Source organism: Bacteroides sp. HMSC067B03, from assembly GCF_001811315.1.
Lineage (GTDB): Bacteria > Bacteroidota > Bacteroidia > Bacteroidales > Bacteroidaceae > Bacteroides > Bacteroides faecis.
Map to the genome: position 1 here is coordinate 293,741 of NZ_KV804412.1, position 21,497 is coordinate 315,237.

A 21,497-nucleotide genomic window follows, 5' to 3' on the forward strand; every position below is an offset into this window, starting at 1 on the left:
TATGGCAGTAAAAGTAGCCCGCGGGCAGGTCACCATCATCGACCAGAACGACGCGGTATCGTTGCAGGCATTCATCGGCTCCTCGCAGCCCCTGACACAGGTGTACAACAGAGACAACAATGCCTATGCCCCTTCGTGGGCGGCTTCTCCCTATCTGGTACTTACCCCTTCGCTCTTCGTCAGCGGTCAGGCGGCGACCGACCAGATCACCTCGGTAGGCAATGCCGCGACGCTTACGGCAGGCGTGAAGAGCGGCTCGGCCAAGTGGTACAAGAACGGTACGGCGATCGTCTCCGGACAGGACAGCTGCACCATCGGCGCGGCATCGGCCAAGTATGCCCTTACCGTCAAAGCCAACCACATGACCGTTTCCGCTCCGCAAGTGCGTTATACTTTCGAGGCGGTTTACATCGACGCCAACGGGCTGGAGATTCCGTTCCGGGCGGAGATTCAGTTCACGCAGCACCTGAACGCCGGAGCGATGATCGCCGCCGTGGCGTATGCACCCGACGGCATCGTATTCAAGAACGACGAGGTGGCGACGCTCAGGGCGCATTGCGACCTGTGGCGCGGAGCCTCTATCGACACGACGAACGTCACCTACGCGTGGGGCATCAAGGATTCGGCGGTATTCGCGGGCACGACACTGACAGCTGCCGCGGCAGCCGGAGCCACGACCATAACGGTCGCTTCGGTAATGAACATGGAGGCGGGAGGCAGGATAACCATAGGATCGGCACAGTACACCATTTCGGCAGTCAACGCCTCCACGAAGGTCGTGACGCTGACCTCCGCACTGAGTGCCGCAGCCGCATCGGGAGCCGCCGTTTCGTGTCCCTACTACAACTCCATGCTGGGTGCCGGCTGGGCATGCCTTACCTCGACCAATCCTCGGGGCGTGACGGCAGGCTGGACGACAAACGAAATCACGATTACGGCAGATGCCGTTCTCAACTTCGAGACCTTCAAGTGCGCCATCAAGGATACGGACACCTCGGCGGGCAACGCCTCGGCGAACAAGGTCGTCTGCGACATCATCTCCTTCACGGATATGTCCGACCCCATCACGGTTGATCTGGTCAGCCAGAAGGGGTTCACCATCAAGAACAACGGCAATGACGTGGATGCCAAAGCCGTGTTATACAGGGGCGGTGAGGAAATCGACACGGGCGGGACAGCTTATACCTATACATGGAAACTGTGGAACTCTGCCGGGACTTCCGTCGTGAAGACCTACACGGGAAAATCCATCACGGTCTCGAAAGCCGATGTGACGGGGAAAGGCGTGCTGATGTGCGAGGTATCGAAATAAACGACATGTCTTACAACGAATACGAGGGTGCCAAATACTTTTTGGGACACCCTCATTGCGTCTGACGTGTTTCCCGACAGGAAAGTCAGTCTCTTGGCATGGATTTCACGATCCCGCTCACGGGGTCGAATTGTACGGCGGCATTGTTGAACAGCCGCTCGATATGCCCGCTGCGGATCATTTCGGAGGTCGGCAGACAGTGAAGGACGGGCGTATCGATAAGGGCTATTCTGTCACTCAGCGAGAGGGCTATATCCAGTTCGTGAGTGGAGAACAGAATGCATTTGCCCTCAGCATGCGCTAACCGTGCGAGCAGGGAACACAATTCGTAACGGTTGGGCATGTCAAGAAACGAGGTCGGCTCGTCCAACAGGATGACGGGCGTTTCCTGAGCCAGAGCACGGGCTATCATAATGCGCTGGCATTCACCGTCCGACATCTTATCCATCGTGCGGCCGGCATACGCCTCCATTCCGACCGAAGAGAGCGACCGCATGACGATTTCCCTATCTTGAGGCTGCATGCGGCCGATCCAGTTGGTGTAAGGGGCGCGGCCGATAGCCACGACATCCTCGCACCGCAGGTTGGCGATGCGTGTGCGCTCGGTCGTGACAAATGCCAGTTGCCTTGCCTTCTCCGGAGTTCTCATGTTTGCGATACAATGTCCGTCGAGCAGGATTTTACCGCAATAATTATGATTCAGTCCGGCTATGGCACGGAGAAGTGTAGATTTCCCCGTGCCGTTCCTGCCAATAAGGGCAGTCAGCTGTCCTCTTTTGAAAGAGGCATCGACCTTATCGAGAAGCCTCTTCTCTGCGTAGCCTATGGAAAAATCGCACAGTTCTATCATACCGTCATCGATTTATTGCGTAAAACCACCCATACGACTATCGGGATTCCCAGCAGTGCGGTAATGGCATTTACGGGCAAAGTGAACATTTTGGAAACGATATCGCAAAGAAGCAATACCGCCGCCCCCGAGAGAAGGGTTCCCGGCAGGAGCACGCGGTGGTCGGCCTCGCGGAAGAGCATCCGCGCGACGTGAGGCATGGCAAGACCGATGAAGCCGATCGGGCCGCAGAAAGCCGTTACCGTGCCGGCCAGCAGCGTCGTCGAGAGAAACAGCAGACCGCGCGAACGGCGGATATTCAGTCCCATCGTTACGGCATATTCCTCGCCGAAGAGCAGGAGGTTGAGCGGTTTGATCGTCCATACGGCCAGCAGCAACCCGACGATGACCGACGGAAGGAGGATGGCGAGCTGCGGCACCGTCACGTCGCCGAGCGACCCCATCGTCCAGATGACGAACGCCTTTAACGCCTCCTCTTTGCTCAGATATTGCAATATCTGCACGACAGCGCTCACGCCTGACGAGAACATCATACCCAAAATCAATATCACCATAATGTCCTTTATGCGGTGTCCGACGGCAGCGATTACGAGCAGCACGACGGCCGCACCCAGCCAAGCCGCTCCGGCGATGCCTATCGACGAGCCGACGCCTGCCAGCACCACGAGCGCCACGCCGAGGCTTGCACCCGAGCTGATGCCCAGCACGTAGGGGCCGGCCAGCGGATTGCGGAACAATGTCTGCATCTGCAAGCCGCTGACCGATAGCGCCGCCCCGGCCAGCAGAGCCACAACCGCCTTTATCAGCCGTATGTTCAGTACGATTTTCGCCGTAGTCCGCGGGCAGTCGCCGCCCGTCAGGGCCGCCCATACGTCGCCGACGGGAATGCGAACCGCGCCCACAGCCAAATCCAACAGGAAGAGGCCGACCGTAAGCACGGACAACGCGGTGAACAGGATGACGGGGCGTGAACGCATCTATTTCAGTTGTTTGTAGTATACGAAATCTTCTTCGACCAACTCGGGGTGGAATATCTTCACGAGGTCGCGCAGAAGAAGGTCGGGATTCACGACGGCCGATTCGTAGTAGTCGTTGCCTCCGGCGGCATTGGTGCGGGCGTTGTTGTTATAGACATAGCCGTTTCGGACGCAGCGGGTATCGGCGAACTTCGGGCAGGCGGCTTTCAGTTCGTCGAGTGTGTTCGCCATGCCGACGTTCAGCCACATATCGGCCTCCGAAGCGAGCAGGTATGCCTCCTCCAAGTCGATAGGCGTCGAAGAGTTGCCCGTGTTCTTCTTGTAGATGTAGTCGCCTCCGGCGTCGGTAATCAGCCGCACGGCATAGTTTTCCGTCGAGGGCATGAACCACGAATCGCCGTAGGGCGTATTGAGCATGACCGACGGGGCATCGAGAACGGCACCGGACACTTTCTGTTTCAGCGCATTGTATCGGATCGGAATATCCGCGAATACCTTTTCGCCCTTCGCGCGTTTCCCGACGACCTCCGAAAGCGCCACCAGCCATTCGGCTTTGCCCAGCGGAGATTCTTCGAGATAATCGCCGACATACATGAACGGGATGCCGAGCTCCTTGAGTTTGCTCTCCATCGCACTGGCCCCGTTCACGCCGAAAAGCAGCACAAGGTCAGGGTCGAGCGACAACAGAAGTTCATAATTGATATTTCCCTCGTAACCCACGTCGCCGATGCTGTCGCGGCGTGCCTGAATGTCGGGATTGGAGATATAGTCGAGTCCCGAAACGCCGACCACACGTGCCGTCTCGCCGATGGCGTCGAGCATGGCGATATGGGTCGAGGACATCGCCACGATGCGCTGCGCATCCCCTTCGAGGACCTGCCCGTCGAAACCCTCGGGAACGGGTTCCCCGTTACGGGAGATGAACAACCGGGTGGTGACGCTATCCGCGCCCTGCCACGGATTCATGACGGAAACCAGCACGCTCTGTCTGCCGTCTGCTCTTTCAATCTTGAATCCCGAGGCATATTCGGGAGCGTAAAGCTGTTTGTTGAAATCGGCAAGTTGGGAACTCTTGCCACGACAGCCTGCAAATGCCAGCGCAAGCAGCACCATCAGGCTCAAATTCTTTAATACTTTCATATCATTACCTTATTTACGTTTACATTATTTTCTGCTTTTCCCGAATTTCGGGGTGATGCCGATGAAGAACTCGAAGTTGATGCCGGGCATAGGACGCGACAGCACCGAGAGATAGTCCTCGTTGAACAGGTTATTGACGGCAAGTTTCAACTGTACATCCAGCGGTTTGAACGACAGCATTTTCTCCAGTGAGATATTGCTCATGAAATACCGGGGCAGGTGGCCTGTCAGCGTGTAATCGTTGCTCGACATGGTGAAACGTTCCGAGTAGTAAGCCCACTTGTAGAGGAACGCCCACGTCCGCCATGACAGCCGTCCTGTCAGCGAGGCGGAGTGCTCCGGCACGTAAGGCAGTTGTTTTCCCACCGACTGGTCGGCGGGCGACATCTTTTCGCCCTCGTTGATGGAGGGGGTCCACGAATAGGAACCGTTCAGGTCTATCAGCCAGTCCTTTGCCGGCTGCACGGCAAGGTTGGCCTTCACTTCGACACCGTAGGCATGGACTTTCTTCACGTTGCGCGGCGAGAAGAACCCCTTGGTCGTCGGCAGCCAGATGATCCAGTCGTCGATGTAGGAGTCGAACCAGCTTGCGCTGCCGCCCAGTTTATATACCCCCTTTTTGCCGACATCGAAACTCACTCCGGCGTCATAGCTGAAGCCGTGTTCGTTTTTAAGGTCGGGGTTGCCGCCCGGCAGAAAGTAGAGGTCGTTCAAAGTCGGAAAACGATAGTTGCGCGATACGGAGGCTTTCACCATCACGTTCCCTTTGCGCGAAATCAGTCCGTCGATGAAGAATGCCGGGATGAGCGGAGCCCATTTGTCGCCCGACATCTCCTCGCGCAAGACCAGCGACAAGCCCAACGGCTCGACAGGCTGCCATTTGGCCGATACAGAACCGGAGAGCTCGACACGCCCCTTGTCATATCCGACGACGGCTTTGTTGCCATCCTGAAGGATGATGTTCTTGTCTTCGCTGCGCACGAGATGCTGGTACACGGATACGTTCGAGGTGAAGAACCATTTCCTGCCGGGCGAGTATTCCGCTTCCGCCTGTCCGTAGAACGTGTTTATCTTGCTCCGCGAACGGGTCATGGAGGCCCAGTTGTCCGGCGCCACCTCACGACGGTAGTCGTAGGCCATCCACGTATGGATATAACCGCCTTTCACGCCGACTTTCCATTTCTCTTTGATATGGTCCCATGACAGGACACCACGAAACGTCTGCTCCCGCTGGCGGTTCTCGAAGGCGGTCTTATCGCCGTAATCGGTCGTGAGCATCGGCAGTTCCCGGTTGGAGTTGATATACCATGCGTTCAACCCGAAACGGTCGCCTTTCAGGGTGTTGTAATATACCTCCTGCAACAGGTGCAGGTCCTTGAACGAACCCGATCGGTTGCGTTCCTTGGGATGATACTGTCCGATGATGTTCTTCTCCTCGTCGTAGATATTTATCTTCTTGTCGTGGTTGGTGTACTTGTAATCGTTGGGCGACGACGAATAGACCGCGCGGGTCGAGACCTGCCATCGGTCGCTGCCGTAGGTGAAGCGGGCGAACTCGTCGAACGTGCGGAACGACCCGATGCCCTGCACGTATTGGGCATGGAAGCCCTCGCCGACCTGCGGCGTAGTACCGAGTTTGACAAGTCCGCCGAGTCCGCCGCCCGTTTCATTCACCGACGACGTGCCATGAAGCAGCGAGGCCTGATCTATGAAGTAGGACGGTATGGTGGAAAAGTCGGTCATACCCAGCATGGGATTGTTGATGCGCATGCCGTTCCACGTCACCTGCGTGTGGCTGGGCGACGTGCCGCGGAAAGCAACGGTGGAGAGCGTGGCGCGTCCGTAACTCTTGACGAACACGGACGAATTGAACGTCAGAATGTCGGCCATCGATAAGGCAATGTTCTCTTTCAGTGCGAGCGAGTCGAACTTCGTCTTCTGCACGCCGATTTCTTTCATCGGGCGTTTGCCCCACACCGTGACCTCGTCTATCTGGTGGATGCGTCGTGTGATTCCCTGCGCGGACAATACGGACGGACAGACGAGCAGTAGCGAGAAAAGTATGTATTTCGTATAAATCATTTGATTCCGTTTTTAGGGTGGGTATTCGCGGAAAAATGTACCGTGGAGGATGCCGGCACGGACGTTTGATGCGGGTCGAACCCATTCTCTTCAAGCAGTTGTCCGTATTCTTCCTCGAACGAGATCTCCTGATGGATTGTATGCTGCTCCTCGATGTGCCGTCTGAGCCGGTGAAGGTCGCTGAACGACACGCTGAACGAGTCGAATCCGGCAGCCCAACCGGAGAAGTCGGCATATTCCGGGGTTTTCTGGTATACCGTTCCCGTGGCGCCTTTCACCTTGTTCACGATCTTGCTGAAATCCCCGGAATTCGGAATCTCGACAAGTACATGCACGTGGTTGAGAAAGGCATTGGCGGCATGTACGCGGCAACCTTTCCCTGTAAAAATCCGTGTCATCCGCTCGAGCATCAATCCTTTTCCCGTTGTCGGAATCGTCATCTTGCGTCCTTTGGTAACGAAGATGAGATGGTATAGGTGTCGTATCCTGCCCATCACTTCCAACAAAATGCGCCGGGGATTATCCCGACATAGAATTCATCGATCAGTTCACCTTCGGACGAGTAGCGGTAGACAATGCCCTGCTGCTGGTAGTCGATGGCATCGGCCACGTAGACATCGCCACGCACGGGGTCGACGGTCAGGCCGTAATAAATCGTACCGCTGTATTCGAGGAACGGGCGCACGGGAACACGTTCCGCATCCACGTCCATCGACCATATGTCCTTGTTGATCCAGTAGAGCTTGTCGCCCGTACCGTTGAGCTGCACCTCCGAAGGCCAGTCGCCCATCTTGAACTTGAACTGCTTCTCTACGGTGAACGTCTCGGCATCGATGCGGTAGAGAGACGGGGCTTCGTAGCCGTAGGGCGAACCCTCGTACCCACCGTCGGTGATCGTCCACATCTTGTGGTTCTTGTCCATTACCAGCGAGGTGGGCTGGATGCCGACTTTCAGTTCTTCTACCACCTGATCCGTTTCGGTATCGATCTTGATGATGCGGTTTTGGTACGACCAGCAGTTGCAATAGACATATTTGCCATACTGCACCATCTGCTCCGTGGAGCCGCTTTCCATCGTCATGTCCGGCACCTGGATGTAACCGGTGATTTCATATTTCTTGGGGTTGATGATGAAGATGCGGTTGTCCCACAATTGGGTGACATAGGCTTTCTCGTCGCTGAGGAAATGGATATAGCGCGGCGAAGTCAGGTTCGTGATACGGCCCACCTCTTTGAACGTATTGAGGTCGATGGCGAAAATCACGTGGGAATTGTTCACCACGACCCAGCCCTTATTGTCGTGGATGCACATCGATTGCGCCACGTCGCCCAGCTTCATGCCGTTGGCACGGAAGAACACTTCATTCTGCACCTGTTGGGTTTCGGGGTCGTAGTACGACAACGTGGCATTGCCGTACTGGAAGTTGCCCTCGTTGGTGATGAACAACCCGGCTCCGGTAGCGTTGAAATCTTCCACCGCATCTCCGTAGTCCCACTCCATGCAGCCCGCCAGCAACAGCGGCAACCCGCATAGAAGAATGATATGTCGTATCAGATGTTTCATTGGCTTGTTATAAACGGGAAAGAGTACCGGTCTTTCGGCCAGTACCCTGTTCCCTTGTAAAATAATGGGTGTTACTGCTGGGTATAGCGACCGGCTTGCATATCCTCGTAGGTGGGGTTATAACCGCAATTGGTTACAAGCCAGTCTTCTTTCTTGATTTGCTCTTCTTCTACAAAAGATTTGAAGAACGTATAATCAACAAACCGTGTCAACCGGATAAATCGAACTCCTGAGAGTTTTGTTAAAGTTGGCATATTGAAAGTCGTAAGCGATGCTGCATTTGCAGCACAAAGTGTTCCATCAATGGCCTGCAATTTGGGGCATGAAATAGTTTTTACGGCACGAACAGTCATACCAACACCCCCGACATGTTCCAATGACGGAAATGTAAAATCTTTATTTGATGCCATAAAATCTAAAGAACCATATAAAATATTATTAATCACCCCTTCTTTGATATATTGAGGATTGCTTGAACAACCGACTGACTTTAAATTCGTAAAATCATAATCATAGTTAGAAACAGCGTTCAGATTACCGATAATACATAACTGACCTCCGACAATTTCCAATTTCGGGAACGAGATATTGTTTGCCATTGTAGTTTCGATGCTTAAATATCCATCTACACTTACCAAGTTAGGGGCTGAAACGCCTTTTTTTGAACCTCTTATAATTTCCATATTCCCGTAAACTCGTTCAAATTGGAATACAGGATCTGTTGTCATATTGCTAGAATACTTAAAATTCTTAATACTCTTAAAATTCAATTCTGGATCTATTCCAACACTTGAACCGGTAATACCGCTCGGAGCTAGAAACATGCTAACTTGCGACATATCCTCTTTTGTGATAATTTTTGAGAATATAGTCCCGTCTGTAATAGAAATTAAAGGTTCGTTATCCTCAAAAGGTACAAAATTTACTTTGCTCAAATCTAAAATTCGATCAGAACACTCCAATAAACGCAGCAAGGTCAGTCCTCCGAGTTGTTCTAATTTACTCCAATCCGGTAATTTTTTCAAGACTTGGAATTTAGATATTGTCAATGTGCCTTTAACAATCGACAAGTTAGACAGTCCATCTATTTCTTGTAATTTATTATTTCCCGTAGATGTAAAAGCATCGGACGCAATATAACTGGAAACGAGATTAAGGTCGCCGTTTACTACCGATAATTCCGGCAATGAAAGGGTCTCCAACGGAATCGGTATAGAAGCAAAATCCACACTTCCAACTTCTTGTAATTTCGGAAATTCCAAAGAAATCATTTTGCCTAAATTATTAACCCCTAAGCGACCGTTTACTTTTGTCAATTCAGGAATTCTCAAAGATGTGATTTCTCCTCCTGGTTCTCCGTCACTTGTCAGACACTGGAGATCAAAATCCTTTACGACAGTGGTTAATTTAGGGAATTCAAAACTTTGTAGAGATGAAGTCCTGAATATTATATTTCCATCAATCGTTTCAAGGTTGTCGAATTGCACATATGCTACTTGATTGTTGCAGACAACGATGTCGCCAGTAATATGCTGCAAAGATCTCATACTGACCATCTGCAATTTACTGTTGGTCGCAAAGGCAGTTTCAGTTCCTATTTGCAAACCTCCAATTGAAGTGATATTATCAAGTCCCGTAAGATCTTGTCCAACATAACTTTTCCGAATGATGATGTTTCCTTCGACTTCCTTCAATATTTTTAATGCGGCGATATCCGACAATTCTTCTGCATCCTCAGCATCCGACCCGATAATCAAATCACCTTTGATAACCGTTACGTCCGTATCAATGAAAGCCGTAACATCCGCTGTTGTCTTCAATTCCACATCCCCTTCATAGCGAATCTCGTCTTTAATGACTTTATATGTATAATCATTCGCTTCTCCATTGTAAGAGGTTACACGAAACGTTCGTTCCGTATCCCAGTCAGTAATGCTTGCCGGATCGGGAATAATTGTTGCCGAGGATGTGTATTTGAATTCGACTTGAGCATTATTTAACGAAACAGTATATGGAACTGTTATGGTAATTATATTGTCAATTATTTCCGCTGTATAGGATTGACTTGCCACAGTCATCACGACTGATGTGATAAAATTGTCATCGGCATCAGCAGGACTTTCTGGAGTCTGATTATCTTCTGAACATGATAAAAAAAGAAATGGGGCAATGAATAGTAAAAGCCAAAACTGTCTCATATTATTGATTATTAGTTATTGATAAGTCTTCAAATGAAAATACTTCTGTGGATATCTCTCCAAGCCAACCACTTTTCGATAATACTCCACACTGAACTTTGATAAAGTCTATATATTGCAATTTTACTGGAGTCCCGTCATGATATATTGCATTGGCTATTTTGAATCCGTTGCGCTGACCGCTACCATCAATGACATTTCCTCCTACCAGATTATCTGAACCCATATTATCCACATACCCCCACTCATAAGCGTTATTCGCCCAATATCCTGTAACGGGATCTTGATTGTTGCGAGGAGTCAGACGCGTCCCATATAATGTATAGCTATCTTCTTTAATCCAATTGGGATAATAATATTCTTGGCCATGGTATGCATTCATATCGACAGAACCTGAATTACCTTCACTATCTACCCACGGAGTATGTGCTCTGGGTGCAGGTCTATAGTAAGTTACTTCGTAGTCTTGTATTGTACCATCGATGCCGGTTTCAGATCCTTTTAATTCATACCATTCATCGTCTGGCTGGCCATTGCCATTTATATCTTGCATTACCCAAACAATGCCCGGCTCATTTGAGCCACCGCTCGAACTGTTAAAAGCATTTCCTTGTATTGCAAAATCGTATTCTCGGCCACTCGGAGCAATACTATGGTCAAAACCGATGATGATATAACCACCGAAAGATCCCAGTGAAACATGCGCTTTTTTGTTCAATCGTTTCGTTGCATACTCTATGGCTTGTTGGGGCGTCGTTTCATTTCCTATAAATCCGGTATTTTGGGATAACTCATTAATAAACTGTCCGGGAGCAGGAATGAATTCATAAACCTTATCCCAAATACCTGAACTTGTCGCTGTCGCTTGCCGATAGCGTTCTTGTTCCGTTTTTTCTTCACAAATAACCTTAACTGTCGTTGTAATTGAAGTATTACTACGTGTTATGTTACGTGAAAGTGGCTGTGTGTTGGGCATTTTTTCTGTAACAGTAACAGCAACGAAATATTCTCCAGGAGTCGTCGGCGTGAATTTAAAAACCCTGTCGGTAGCGGCTTCCATAATTTTTCCATTGACCTGCCATTGATACTGTGGATAATCGAAATATTCCAGCAAAGGCCGCAAATATACAGGACGCCCTGCAAAAGTATAACGATCCGTAGAAGTTTGTGTATAGGATGGTGTCGGAAACCGTACGGAATAAGGCATTGTTTCCACAACTTCTACGTCGAAATCACGGATTGTTTCTCCGTCTATATTGGATGCCCGGATTGTTATCGAATATGTACCGAGTTCTTTTTCGTGAAACGTATATGCTTTTTCTGTTCCGACGATTTCTCCATCGCGTACCCATTCAATTCTAAAATTTTCAAGATCGTCATGTTGAATATCTGGAGATAAAATATAATCCGTGTTTTGAGGCACTTTTAATCCTTTAGAGGGGATTATGATTGAAATTGTAGGTGGAGTTAACTCCAATACTTCTACTTTTAACTCTTCTTCCGCATAACCCTCTGGTGTATCAACTCGCAATTTGATATATAGATGTTGTTCCTGATTCCATGTATACTTCAATATTGATTCAGATGAAAGAAGTTTTCCATCTACTGTCCATGCATAAAGTGCATTATTCGCATATTTATATGTCGGGGCAATTGTCAGTTCACGCCCAACTTTGATAGTGTAAATGCCAGTCTCACTATCGAGTTCAATTATAGGAGCTTGTTTTATTTCTTCAGTAATTACATCGTTCTTATTACAGCTTGTAATAAAAAACAAAAGTACAAGAATACTAAATATGAAAGCCTTCATAATAAAAAAGGCATAGAACTGAAATCAGTTCTATGCCAAACTATATTAAATTGTTATTCTATTGTAACGTCGTCTATACAAAGATACGCCGGAGTATTGAGTCCATATATAGGATCGACATCAGATCCTTCAAAATTGAATTTTACACTTTGCACATCCGCTACATTAATATCCCAATATGTCCATGTAGTTACGGGGGACACTGTTGGTTTATCATATCGGTAGTCGGCCAACAATTTCGATACAGTGGTGATCAAATTTCCATCTACGTCATAACATTCGATGTTGACTTGGAAATATCCTATATTGTTGCCGTCAGAATCTTTCAGATTACTCAACGGTGTTGCAACACCCGATGTTCCGAACTGATTACCATTTATAATCACACCATAGGTATATGCTGTGTTACAATACCATAAACCCTTGAATTTGCGAGGGGAGTCAAAATAGAATTCAGGTTTGGCCATCCACTCCGTATTTCCGAAATCAGAGTAGCCGTATACAACAGCAAAATTGGAACCGCTGTGACCTGCCCCTGTATTGGCCCCATCTGTGGATGCTGTATTATAGACACTACATTGATTCTCCCAAGTATACCACCAATTAGTTCCAGAAGTCTTGCCGGCAGCAGAATCAGAACGATAATTGTATTTCGACAACGCAATGGCACCACTGGAAAATTCAGTATACGCTCCATAAGAATTGGTTACAGTATTCATGTCGGAGACAAACACAAAATCGGGATCGTATATTTCCCTGATTTGGTTCTCTGCAGTATATCCATAAAGCGTGTAGTAGTTCTCTGCTTTAGGCGAAACCGCCATGAATGTTTCATCGAAGTCATCGAATGTAATGGTTGTAGTGCCATCATCATTAAAGTTGGCTCGGGTTTCGGGAGTTACTGAATCAGTTTGAGGATTCATCAAAAAGTCATCGTCTGAATTACAGCCGGTGAACAGGGCGGTTGCCGTCAACAGGAAAGCTCCCGCCAGAAAGCGTAAATTTCTTTTCATAGCTTACTTGTTTTTTAATAAAACATATTTTTAACAAACACAAAAAATCCCGTTCGCGCAGGTTTACACGAACGGGATTATGTTTGTCTTCAAATATGAGAATGACTCCTACGGCATTCCGTATCTGATCGCAACCCGATTTTCTCCCGCGGGTGTAAATCCTTTTCCGGTCATGGCAGGTCTTCTGACTCGTCCCAGTCGTCGCGCCTTCCCAGCATTACACCAGTGGCAGGTTGCGGCAACCTTGAGGGGACTTACAGCAGCGGGTACTGTCCCGGATTCTCACCGGATTCCCTTTTCATCCGTGGCGGCGAACCGCCCGGAACCATTTCCAATTACAAAAATACAAATATTTTTTATAATAATATCATTTACACGAAAAAAAATCCGCAACCTGCCGGAATCATTCCGCACTATACTTTCAGAAAAAGGTTTCATGGCAAAGATTCTCATCGCCCGGGGACAGGCGACCATCTATGTCCAGAAGGACGGGTATACCATAACCCAGTCTTTGGGTGAATACGTGTTCCCCGCGGATGACACGGGGAAGATTCTCTCGTCCGTCACTCTCACCTCGACCGTACGGGTGATGTGCGGGGACGAGGAACTCACGGCCTTTACCATCGGTGCGGTGGGTAAGCCGGCGGGATTCTCATCCGTTACCGTCAATAACGGCACGAAGACCTTAACCTACGTTATCACCGCCGGTACGACGACCCTCGCCGACCACGGAACAATAGATATTCCCGTGACAATTTCCGGTATTGTCTATCATCTGTCGTTCGTCTGGTCGAAAGCCAAGGCGGGTATCCCGGGCAAGGACGGGGTCGATGCCGACATGCTCGACTGGGTCAAGGAGTGGAATACGGGTAAGACGCTCATCAACGGCAACACGGTCATCACCCCCAAACTCTTTGCGGGCACGAAAAACAGCGACGGCACCGTCTCCGGGATAGCCATAGGCTCGTTTACACTCAATACGAAGACCTCCTCGGGAACGATCGCCGCAGAGGCGGTAAACGGCATCTATGGATTTAGGGATGGCTACAAAACCTTCTATGTAGATAACGGCGGTAACGCCCAGTTGGGTTATGGCGACCAGTATGTCAGGTATAACGCCACGACAGGCAAGGTCGAGTTCGGCAGCGGAGTGAGTCTGAACTGGGTCGGTGCGACCTACATCGACAAGGACGGCGTCTTTACCGGAACACTCTCGGCCGATACGATTAAGACGATTTCCATCAGTGCTTCCCAGATCACATCGGGGATTATCGCTGCGGCACGCATCGACACGGCGGCGTTGAAAGCCTCCTTGATTACCGCCGGAAACATCGAAGCTCTGACCTTGAACGTTACAAAAGGGAAAATCGGCGGCTGGACGGTGGATGCCGACTCCCTTTACCGGGGTACGAAGAACAACACTGTGGGGAGCTGCACCTCTGCCGCAGGTAGCATTACGCTCGGCTCGAACGGTATCCGGGGCTATAAATGGCGGCTGGATGCCTCGGGAGCCGGAGCGGTCGCGGGCGGCAACATCGCGTGGGACGCTTCGGGCAACGTCACGTTCGCCTCGACGGTCAGTGCCTTGTGGACGGCACCTATCGGCTCCCTCACCACGGCTTTGGGCGGCAGCGGCTATCCCAAGCTGACGAAGATCACGGCCGACGGAATCTATACCGGCAGTATCACCGCCTCGCAGATTACCGCAGGAACCATCTCCGCCGACCGCATAGCGGCAGGCAGTATAGCGGCCTCGAAGCTCGATGCCGCCAGCATCAGGTCCTCCATCATCAACACGGACTATATCAACGGCCTGAGCTGTACCTTCACCAAAGGAAAAATCGGCGGCTGGATGATCGGGGCTTCGGCCCTCACTGCCACGCATATCTCGATAGACAGCGGCAACAGACGCATCGCGGTGTACGGGGCCAATTCGGGTGTCGCTAGCGGGCAGCGGGTGCAGCTCTACTACAACAGCGACACGGACTTCGGGCTCTATACCACGGACAGTGCAGGGTACTGCGTGGCACAGCTGGGTTCGAGCAACAGCATAGCCGGCTGGACGATCGACACGACTTCCATTCGCAAGGGCAACGTGTCGCTGGGCAGCGACGGCTCGATCATCAACTCCACGAAATGGAAACTGAACAACGACGGTTCGGGGCAGATCGCCTCGGGCAACATTGCATGGGACACTGCCGGGAACGTTACGTTCGGGGCTTCCGTATCGCTGCAATGGAAGAACGACATCGAAGCGGCCAAGGTTACGAACTTCGGCTATCGATATTACAAGAAACTCATCATCAACGGCGACGAAGCGACCTATTATCCAGTCGTTTTCAAAGGTGGCGACCAGAACATCAAACGTACCATTCTCGTCCGTCGGGGATATGCCGAGCAGGCTCCGGTCTCGTGGAACACATCCACGCACAAAGGAGGTCTGATCGTACTTATCAAAACCAACTTCGGCGGTTGGGGTGGCATTGCCTATTCATGGGATATCTATGACCTTTCCGAGACCTACTGCCGGATGTTCGCCGGGGCGCAGCTGTGCGGCAACTACTGCATGTTCGCCGTCTTCCTGCGTGGCGGCGGCGATACGGGTGCCGTGTACCACCTCTACTCCGACCAGCCGATAGAGAGCAGCAGTTATAGTCCTTCGCCGATTCCGGCAGCTCCGCAAATCGCTTACGGCAACGACCTTATCTTCCAGAGCGGTTCCACACAAGCCTATGCCCCCGCGCCGCGCACCCTCACGGCTGCCGTCGAGGAGGAGATCCGCCGCCATCGGTTCATTGCTCTGGCGCAAAGCACGGACAGCACGCTTGCGGCGCACCCGCTGACCTATATCGGCTCGACAGGGATTTACACGGGCACCCTTACCGCGGCGCAGGTCAACGCCGTGGCGATCGATGCCGGCAGTATCAAGACGGGAACACTTTCGGCAGACCGTATCGCCGCGGGCAGCATCAGCGCCTCGAAACTCGATGCCGTGGGTATCAAGTCGTCCATTATCAATACCGATTACATCAACGGTCTCAGCTGCACGTTCACGAAGGGCAAGATCGGCGGTTTCTCCATCGGCAGTGACAACATGACCATAGGGAACGTCGGAGCTGTGGGTGCCATCCCGTTGCAAATCCGTTCCGCCTCCACGGGCAGCGGTTACTGGTACACGGGAGCCTACAAGCCGCTGGGTATATGCCTTACGTGGTATCAGAGCAGCAATGCAGGGCATATCGTCCTCGGGCAGGTGGCGGCATCCGGCAACAGTGTCAAGACCGGATTCATAGGTCTTCAGATGATGTCATGGGACAATCTGGAATACTTCTGCCTCTCGGTGAACTATACCAAAAGCGGCAGCAAGGAGGTATACAACCGTATCGCGGGGTGGGCCTTCGACCACAACCATATCTGGAAAAACAACATCTCGCTGGGCAGCGACGGATCTATCGCCAACTCCACGAAATGGAGTCTGAACAACGACGGGTCTGGGCACATAGCCTCGGGTAATATCTCATGGAATGCCGCCGGCACGGTTACCTTTGCCGCATCCGTATCCGCCCAGTGGACTACGGGCATCACGACGGCGCAGGAACTCGCTTCGGCCATGGCGTTCGGGAAGATGCTCTACCGCGACCCGACTTTCTGGAACGGAAACAACGGTGTCGTGGTTTACAACAACTCCCAGAACGGTATGGTGACCGTTACCCGGCAGCAGGATGCCACGGCACCCAATGACAGCAAGTATGTCCTGAAAATCCAGACCAGCGGCAGTGCCAGCCCTCGCAACGGAGGCTTCTATTTCGGGGCGAAATGCGGTTACCGCAAGGTGCTCGTCGCCCGCATTATCGCCAAGATCCCCGCCGGCAGAAATCTCTGTTGGGCGACGAACAGCGTCGGCACGGGAGGTTCGCACCGGTGGCTTACGTCGAACGCCGGCACGGGCGACTGGAAAGAATACGTCTACAAGGTCGTGTGCGGCACCGCCGATTTTTCCAGCACCCATTTCTTCTACGTGGACGGCACGCAGGGGACTTCCGATACGCCTGTCATCTGGTATGTGGCCTATGCCACGGTCTTCGACCTTACCTCCACGGAGAAATACACGACCACCATCGATGCCAACGGCATTTACACGGGAACCGTACGCGCCAACCAGATTATCGTGGATTCCGCCCTGACTGTCGGAGGGAGCAGCTATAACGGCAGCATCTCCGTCAAGGATGCGAACAATAGCGTAAAGGTCACGCTGGACAGGAACGGTATCACGGCCGTGAGCGGCAAGATCGGCGGCTGGATTCTCGGAACAAGCGCCCTGACCGCTTCGGCTCCGGCCTCGGGGCACCGCATCGTTATGGGGGCTTCAGGATATATTTACCACGACAACCCTTCCACCGGAGTAAACTATTGGGCGCTGAACACGGACGGTTCCGCCACGTTCGGGTGCGGGAAAATCTCCTTTGCCAATGACGGATCGGGTTATCTGGCCAACCAGAATATCAAATGGGACGCCTCGGGAAATGTCACGATGACGGGCACCATCAACGCCAATGCCGGCACCATCGGGGGATTCGTCATCGGTCAGGGGCGCATCGGCTCGACGGCGACAGGAACCGGCTCAGGCGGCGGCCTTGCCATCTACGACGACCTGTTCCGCGTGGGGGACACCATTTCGTATGTCCTGTTCGGCAGCAACACCATACCGGCATCCGCCGGCGGATCATGTGCCACCGGACGTATTGTGAACAACAAGGTGAACAGCATCTTTAATAACAACTACGGGCTTTATATCGATGTCAAAAACGGTAACCGTAACTACGGAATATGGTCCAATGCCTCTGTTATAGCCCCTGCCTGCATCGGCAACAAGATCAAGAATGTCTATTTCACAGGCAGCGGTTACACGATCGATTTCTCGCAGTTCAACATCTTTTTCGTTTATGCCAACCAGAAGTACAGCGTGACCCTGCCGTCGGCATCGTCCGTGGCCACCATGTTCGGTTACTCGACTCTGCCGTCGGACTTCGCCTGCATATTTACCCTAATTTACAACTACAACTGGGGGAATAGCCTTGTATTCACCAATATCCGTAACCACAACGGGGATCTTGCCAGTTACACGTTAGCCAAGGGAGACTCCATTACGGTATTGTGCGCCAATTACCCCTCGTTCCATTACCAGATATTAAATCACTCTTATTAAAAACTTTTCTGCTGGGAATATCCCTACACTTAATAAAAACAGAAGCGAATTATGAACATCACCAACGTAACGGTAACCAAGGTTGCCGAAGAGAGCACGGAGAATGCCGACTACCAGTTGGAATATTCCATCGTCAATGACGCGCTGACCCGCGTCCACGCCTCCATCCGCAAGAAGGATACGGATGGCTCGGGGAACGCTCCGCAGATAGGTATCATCTACATGGAACAAGGCGTTATTTCATGCAACATTCCTATGGGAGAGCCGCTTGCACCCCTGTTTCATGATTTCGATACCATGATCGACGAAATAAAAAAGAGTAACGTACAAAATGCATAAATAATATGGAACTGTCAGTCAAAGACCGCCTTTACCTGCCGTCCTTTTTGCCGGCACGGGGCAACTTCAAGGACTTCAACCTCAAAAAAGAGATTCTGCGCAAGATCGCCATTCCGGACGAGGAGCGCAAAGCCATCGGTCTTCACGAGAATGCCGAGGACAAGCGCATCGAATGGGATGTGGAGAAGGAGAAACCGCTTGCCGTGGAGTTCTCGGGGGACGAGATGGAGTATCTCCGGAAAGCCTGCGAACGCATCTCGGACGAGGAGCTTCCGGACGATATGTGGGCTACCGTGTCGCGCATCTACGATTTCATTCAGGAGAAGTAAACCATCCTTTCTTTCTGCCGCTACTCTTTTGAAAAGAGTGCCCGGTCGTACTCTGATGTATGGTCGGGCTTTTTGTTGAAGTATCGTTCATGGCAAGACAGGACATAACAATGGACGCCGAATACGGTGAGGTGGAGACTTCCGGCAATATCGCCGGCAAGAGTTTCTACGACTTCCGCCTGCTCGATGCCGTCGCGGGTGCGGACAACGACACCTTCCGCTACGGAGAGATTACCGTCCCCGTCGGCTTCGTGTACACGTATAACGACGGCAAAGGGTTCCATGTCAGGATTCCCTATACGCCCGACATGCGCCGCCTGACGGTCCGTCTGGTTATGGAAAGCGGTTCGGGCGGCACGGAGTACCTGAGAAATCCTGCGACGGGCAAACATTGGTTTCCCGTCGTGGCGGAGACGGAAGCCGGCACGGCCGATATCGCCCTGGCCGCATTTTTCTCCCTCAATGAGAAGGGAGTCTACAACCTGCTGTCACGGGACGGTTACCTTGCCGTGTACAGCGGCTCAGAGACCGACTTCGAAATAGGAGCCGCCAAAGCCCAGAACGAGACGTTTCTGCTGAAAGCTTCAGCCGGAAATCTCTACCAACATTCTACGACAGGTGTCGGCCTCGTCGACTACCTGCATTCGAGTCTGGAAAACAACGGTCTTGCCGCCAAACTGCAGTCGGAATTCCTGTCGGACAAGGTCGTCATCAAGAATGCCTATATGGATTCTGCCACGGGAGAGCTGCTTTTAGAAACCGAGGAAAAGGAGGAGAACGATGGGTAAGTACAGGGTCGTAGCCGGACAGAATATCTACGATGTGGCCCTGTACCTGTACGGCAGCATCGAGGGAGTCGTGGATTTGCTCATCAACAACCCCGATCTCTCCTTCGCCACGACATTGACTGCCGGCCGGGAACTTGTCTACACGGACGATTTCGTTATCCGCGCCGATGTAGTCGCCTATAACGGGTTGCACGGCATCGTCCCCGCTAACGGTGAACGGCATGTCTATCCCAAAACGTTCACCTTGCCGCTTGCTGTCGTCCTCACGCTCGCTGCCGGGATCATCACCGTGCAGTGTGCCGTTTCCGGTGCGGGACAGCTGGAAATCGACTGGGGCGACAACAGCGACACCGAGACCGTCCTCCTCGCGGACACGCCGCAGCTGCTCACCCATACCTTCGACAACAAAGTCAGGGACAGGCGTCGTATCCGTTGGTTTACCGATGCCTGCTTCCGGAGTATCGACTGGAGCGGGCTCAAACCGCGGTCGTTGGTACTGGTGCAGACACTGCCGGTGGAGGAGCTGACGCTCACGCACGCCACACTCTCCTTGGAGAGCCTGCGGCTGCTTTCCGGAACCTACAGCCTGAACCTGTCGAATTGCGCGTTGGCCGATCTTGCACCGCTTGCCGAATGCCGGGAACTGATGACACTCGACCTCTCCGCCGCCCGACTGAAACCGACAGTCATAGATCATTACCTGACAACCCTTGTGGAACATTACGGCGACCGACGGAATTGCACGGTCATTTTACCTACAGCCCCGACGGGAACCTATCGGGAGCCGGACCGGGATACCGAAACGGGGCGCTACCGTATCGCCTCGGGCATGGAAGCCGTATGGGTCATCCTGCACGAGGAGGCCTGGAATGAGGGTGGCGCGTGGAAATTCATTATCGACGATATAACCTATACAGTGGAATGAGCCGGACGATTAAGGAGATATACAATGAAGCCGTGCAGGAACGCAACCGGCGGCTGGAACTGACGGAGTTCGCCAGCGACTCGAAGCTGTCTGTCATGAACGGTATCCTATGGACCGTAGCCGCTGTCATCTACAGTTTCGAGACGCTGCTTGATGTCTTCGCGGTGGATATCTCGGAAGCCATCAACAACCGGATCAACGGCACGCCGGACTACTACGCCAATGCGCTGCTGCAATACCAGCAGGGCGACGAGCTGACCGTCCGCGAGGACGGACTGGCTTTCGGGTATGCCCAGGTCGATGAGACCAAACGCATCATTACGCAGGTCTCCTATGTGGAGAGCACGGACGACAGCAACCTCGACAGCAAGCTGGTACTGAAAATCGCTACCGGCACGAAAGGACATCTGGAAGCTATTCCCGCCGAGGAGCTGGTGCCCATCAATGCCTATATCGGCAAGCTGAAATTCGCCGGCACACGCATCGAGGTCATCTCGACCAAAGGCGACGTGCTGGTGCCGCGTCTTACGGTCTTCTACGATGGTGCCGTTCCCGAGGCGGAGATGTACGACAGCATCGAGACCCGTATCCGGGACTACATTATGGGCATCGACTTCGACGCTGCGGTCTATGTCTCCCGCCTGACGGATGCCATACGCCGTGCCGAACACGTTACAGACGTCTATATCGACGAGACGGCAATCCCCGAGCAGGGCGTGTTTATTGCTTGCCACGATACGGACGGGCAAATCCAGCCCCTGCAACGTGTCGGCCGCATGACATACACCGCCTCGGGCTACCTGAAAGAGTCCTCGCGCAAGGACGAGGAGTCGGAACTGCCGACCTTCCGGGAAGCCATCACGCTCAAAGTCGAAAACCATGAGATATAAGCTGCCCATAGACCGTTCGGTGAACCGGCTCGTGCCGCACTACCTGTCGGGACGGCGGTTCATCCTCTTCGTGC

Annotated in this window: 16 protein-coding genes and 1 riboswitch; of the genes, 7 read left to right on the forward strand and 9 right to left on the reverse strand. The window is 52.1% G+C overall.

What is annotated here, in order from left to right; genetic code table 11:
• The first annotated feature begins 1 nt into the window (after position 1).
• Positions 2-1,312, forward strand: coding sequence for a hypothetical protein (locus HMPREF2794_RS20275; protein WP_004293589.1), 1,311 nt, complete (start codon positions 2-4; stop codon positions 1,310-1,312).
• A gap of 85 nt (positions 1,313-1,397) precedes the next feature.
• Here HMPREF2794_RS20275 and HMPREF2794_RS20280 read toward each other — a convergent pair whose 3' ends face one another.
• The 9 genes from HMPREF2794_RS20280 to HMPREF2794_RS20320 form a co-directional block, all read right to left on the reverse strand.
• Positions 1,398-2,162, reverse strand: a complete 765-nt coding sequence (locus HMPREF2794_RS20280; protein ID WP_004293588.1) for an ABC transporter ATP-binding protein — start codon at positions 2,160-2,162, stop codon at positions 1,398-1,400.
• The gene (locus tag HMPREF2794_RS20285; RefSeq protein WP_004293587.1) at positions 2,159-3,139 is read right to left on the reverse strand and encodes a FecCD family ABC transporter permease; all 981 of its coding nucleotides are present in this window, start codon (positions 3,137-3,139) and stop codon (positions 2,159-2,161) included. The genes HMPREF2794_RS20280 and HMPREF2794_RS20285 overlap by 4 nt, the downstream gene beginning before the upstream one ends.
• A complete protein-coding gene (locus HMPREF2794_RS20290; RefSeq protein WP_004293586.1) occupies positions 3,140-4,279 on the reverse strand; it encodes an ABC transporter substrate-binding protein in 1,140 nt (379 codons plus the stop codon).
• A gap of 24 nt (positions 4,280-4,303) precedes the next feature.
• Positions 4,304-6,361, reverse strand: a complete 2,058-nt coding sequence (locus HMPREF2794_RS20295) for a TonB-dependent receptor (RefSeq protein WP_070752440.1) — start codon at positions 6,359-6,361, stop codon at positions 4,304-4,306.
• A complete protein-coding gene (locus HMPREF2794_RS20300) occupies positions 6,358-6,855 on the reverse strand; it encodes a transposase (protein WP_004303978.1) in 498 nt (165 codons plus the stop codon). Before HMPREF2794_RS20300 ends, HMPREF2794_RS20295 begins: the two co-directional genes overlap by 4 nt.
• Entirely contained in the window at positions 6,855-7,925 is a 1,071-nt protein-coding gene (locus HMPREF2794_RS20305) for a glutaminyl-peptide cyclotransferase (protein ID WP_004293583.1), read from the reverse strand. The genes HMPREF2794_RS20300 and HMPREF2794_RS20305 overlap by 1 nt, the downstream gene beginning before the upstream one ends.
• Positions 7,926-7,996: 71 nt before the next feature.
• Positions 7,997-10,123, reverse strand: a complete 2,127-nt coding sequence (locus HMPREF2794_RS20310; RefSeq protein WP_004303979.1) for a receptor L domain-containing protein — start codon at positions 10,121-10,123, stop codon at positions 7,997-7,999.
• Position 10,124: 1 nt separating this feature from the next.
• A complete protein-coding gene (locus tag HMPREF2794_RS20315; RefSeq protein ID WP_004293581.1) occupies positions 10,125-11,933 on the reverse strand; it encodes a PKD-like domain-containing protein in 1,809 nt (602 codons plus the stop codon).
• 53 nt (positions 11,934-11,986) lie between these two features.
• Positions 11,987-12,946: a DUF4465 domain-containing protein gene (locus tag HMPREF2794_RS20320; RefSeq protein WP_004293580.1), complete on the reverse strand. Its 960-nt coding sequence runs from the start codon at positions 12,944-12,946 to the stop codon at positions 11,987-11,989.
• A gap of 156 nt (positions 12,947-13,102) precedes the next feature.
• A riboswitch (cobalamin riboswitch) is annotated at positions 13,103-13,291 on the reverse strand.
• A 91-nt stretch (positions 13,292-13,382) separates the two neighbouring features.
• On the opposite strand from HMPREF2794_RS20320, the gene HMPREF2794_RS20325 reads away from it, so the two are divergent.
• The 6 genes from HMPREF2794_RS20325 (at position 13,383) to HMPREF2794_RS20350 (ending at position 21,423) form a co-directional block, all read left to right on the forward strand.
• Positions 13,383-18,152, forward strand: coding sequence for a hypothetical protein (locus tag HMPREF2794_RS20325; protein ID WP_004293579.1), 4,770 nt, complete (start codon positions 13,383-13,385; stop codon positions 18,150-18,152).
• Between the two features lie 51 nt (positions 18,153-18,203).
• Complete coding sequence (locus tag HMPREF2794_RS20330) at positions 18,204-18,491, forward strand: hypothetical protein (protein ID WP_004293578.1); 288 nt, start codon at positions 18,204-18,206, stop codon at positions 18,489-18,491.
• A 5-nt stretch (positions 18,492-18,496) separates the two neighbouring features.
• The gene (locus HMPREF2794_RS20335; RefSeq protein WP_004293577.1) at positions 18,497-18,820 is read left to right on the forward strand and encodes a hypothetical protein; all 324 of its coding nucleotides are present in this window, start codon (positions 18,497-18,499) and stop codon (positions 18,818-18,820) included.
• A 110-nt stretch (positions 18,821-18,930) separates the two neighbouring features.
• Positions 18,931-19,608: a hypothetical protein gene (locus HMPREF2794_RS20340; RefSeq protein ID WP_004293576.1), complete on the forward strand. Its 678-nt coding sequence runs from the start codon at positions 18,931-18,933 to the stop codon at positions 19,606-19,608.
• Complete coding sequence (locus HMPREF2794_RS20345; RefSeq protein ID WP_004293575.1) at positions 19,601-20,533, forward strand: hypothetical protein; 933 nt, start codon at positions 19,601-19,603, stop codon at positions 20,531-20,533. The genes HMPREF2794_RS20340 and HMPREF2794_RS20345 overlap by 8 nt, the downstream gene beginning before the upstream one ends.
• A complete protein-coding gene (locus HMPREF2794_RS20350; RefSeq protein WP_004293574.1) occupies positions 20,530-21,423 on the forward strand; it encodes a hypothetical protein in 894 nt (297 codons plus the stop codon). The genes HMPREF2794_RS20345 and HMPREF2794_RS20350 overlap by 4 nt, the downstream gene beginning before the upstream one ends.
• Positions 21,424-21,497 lie beyond the last annotated feature (74 nt).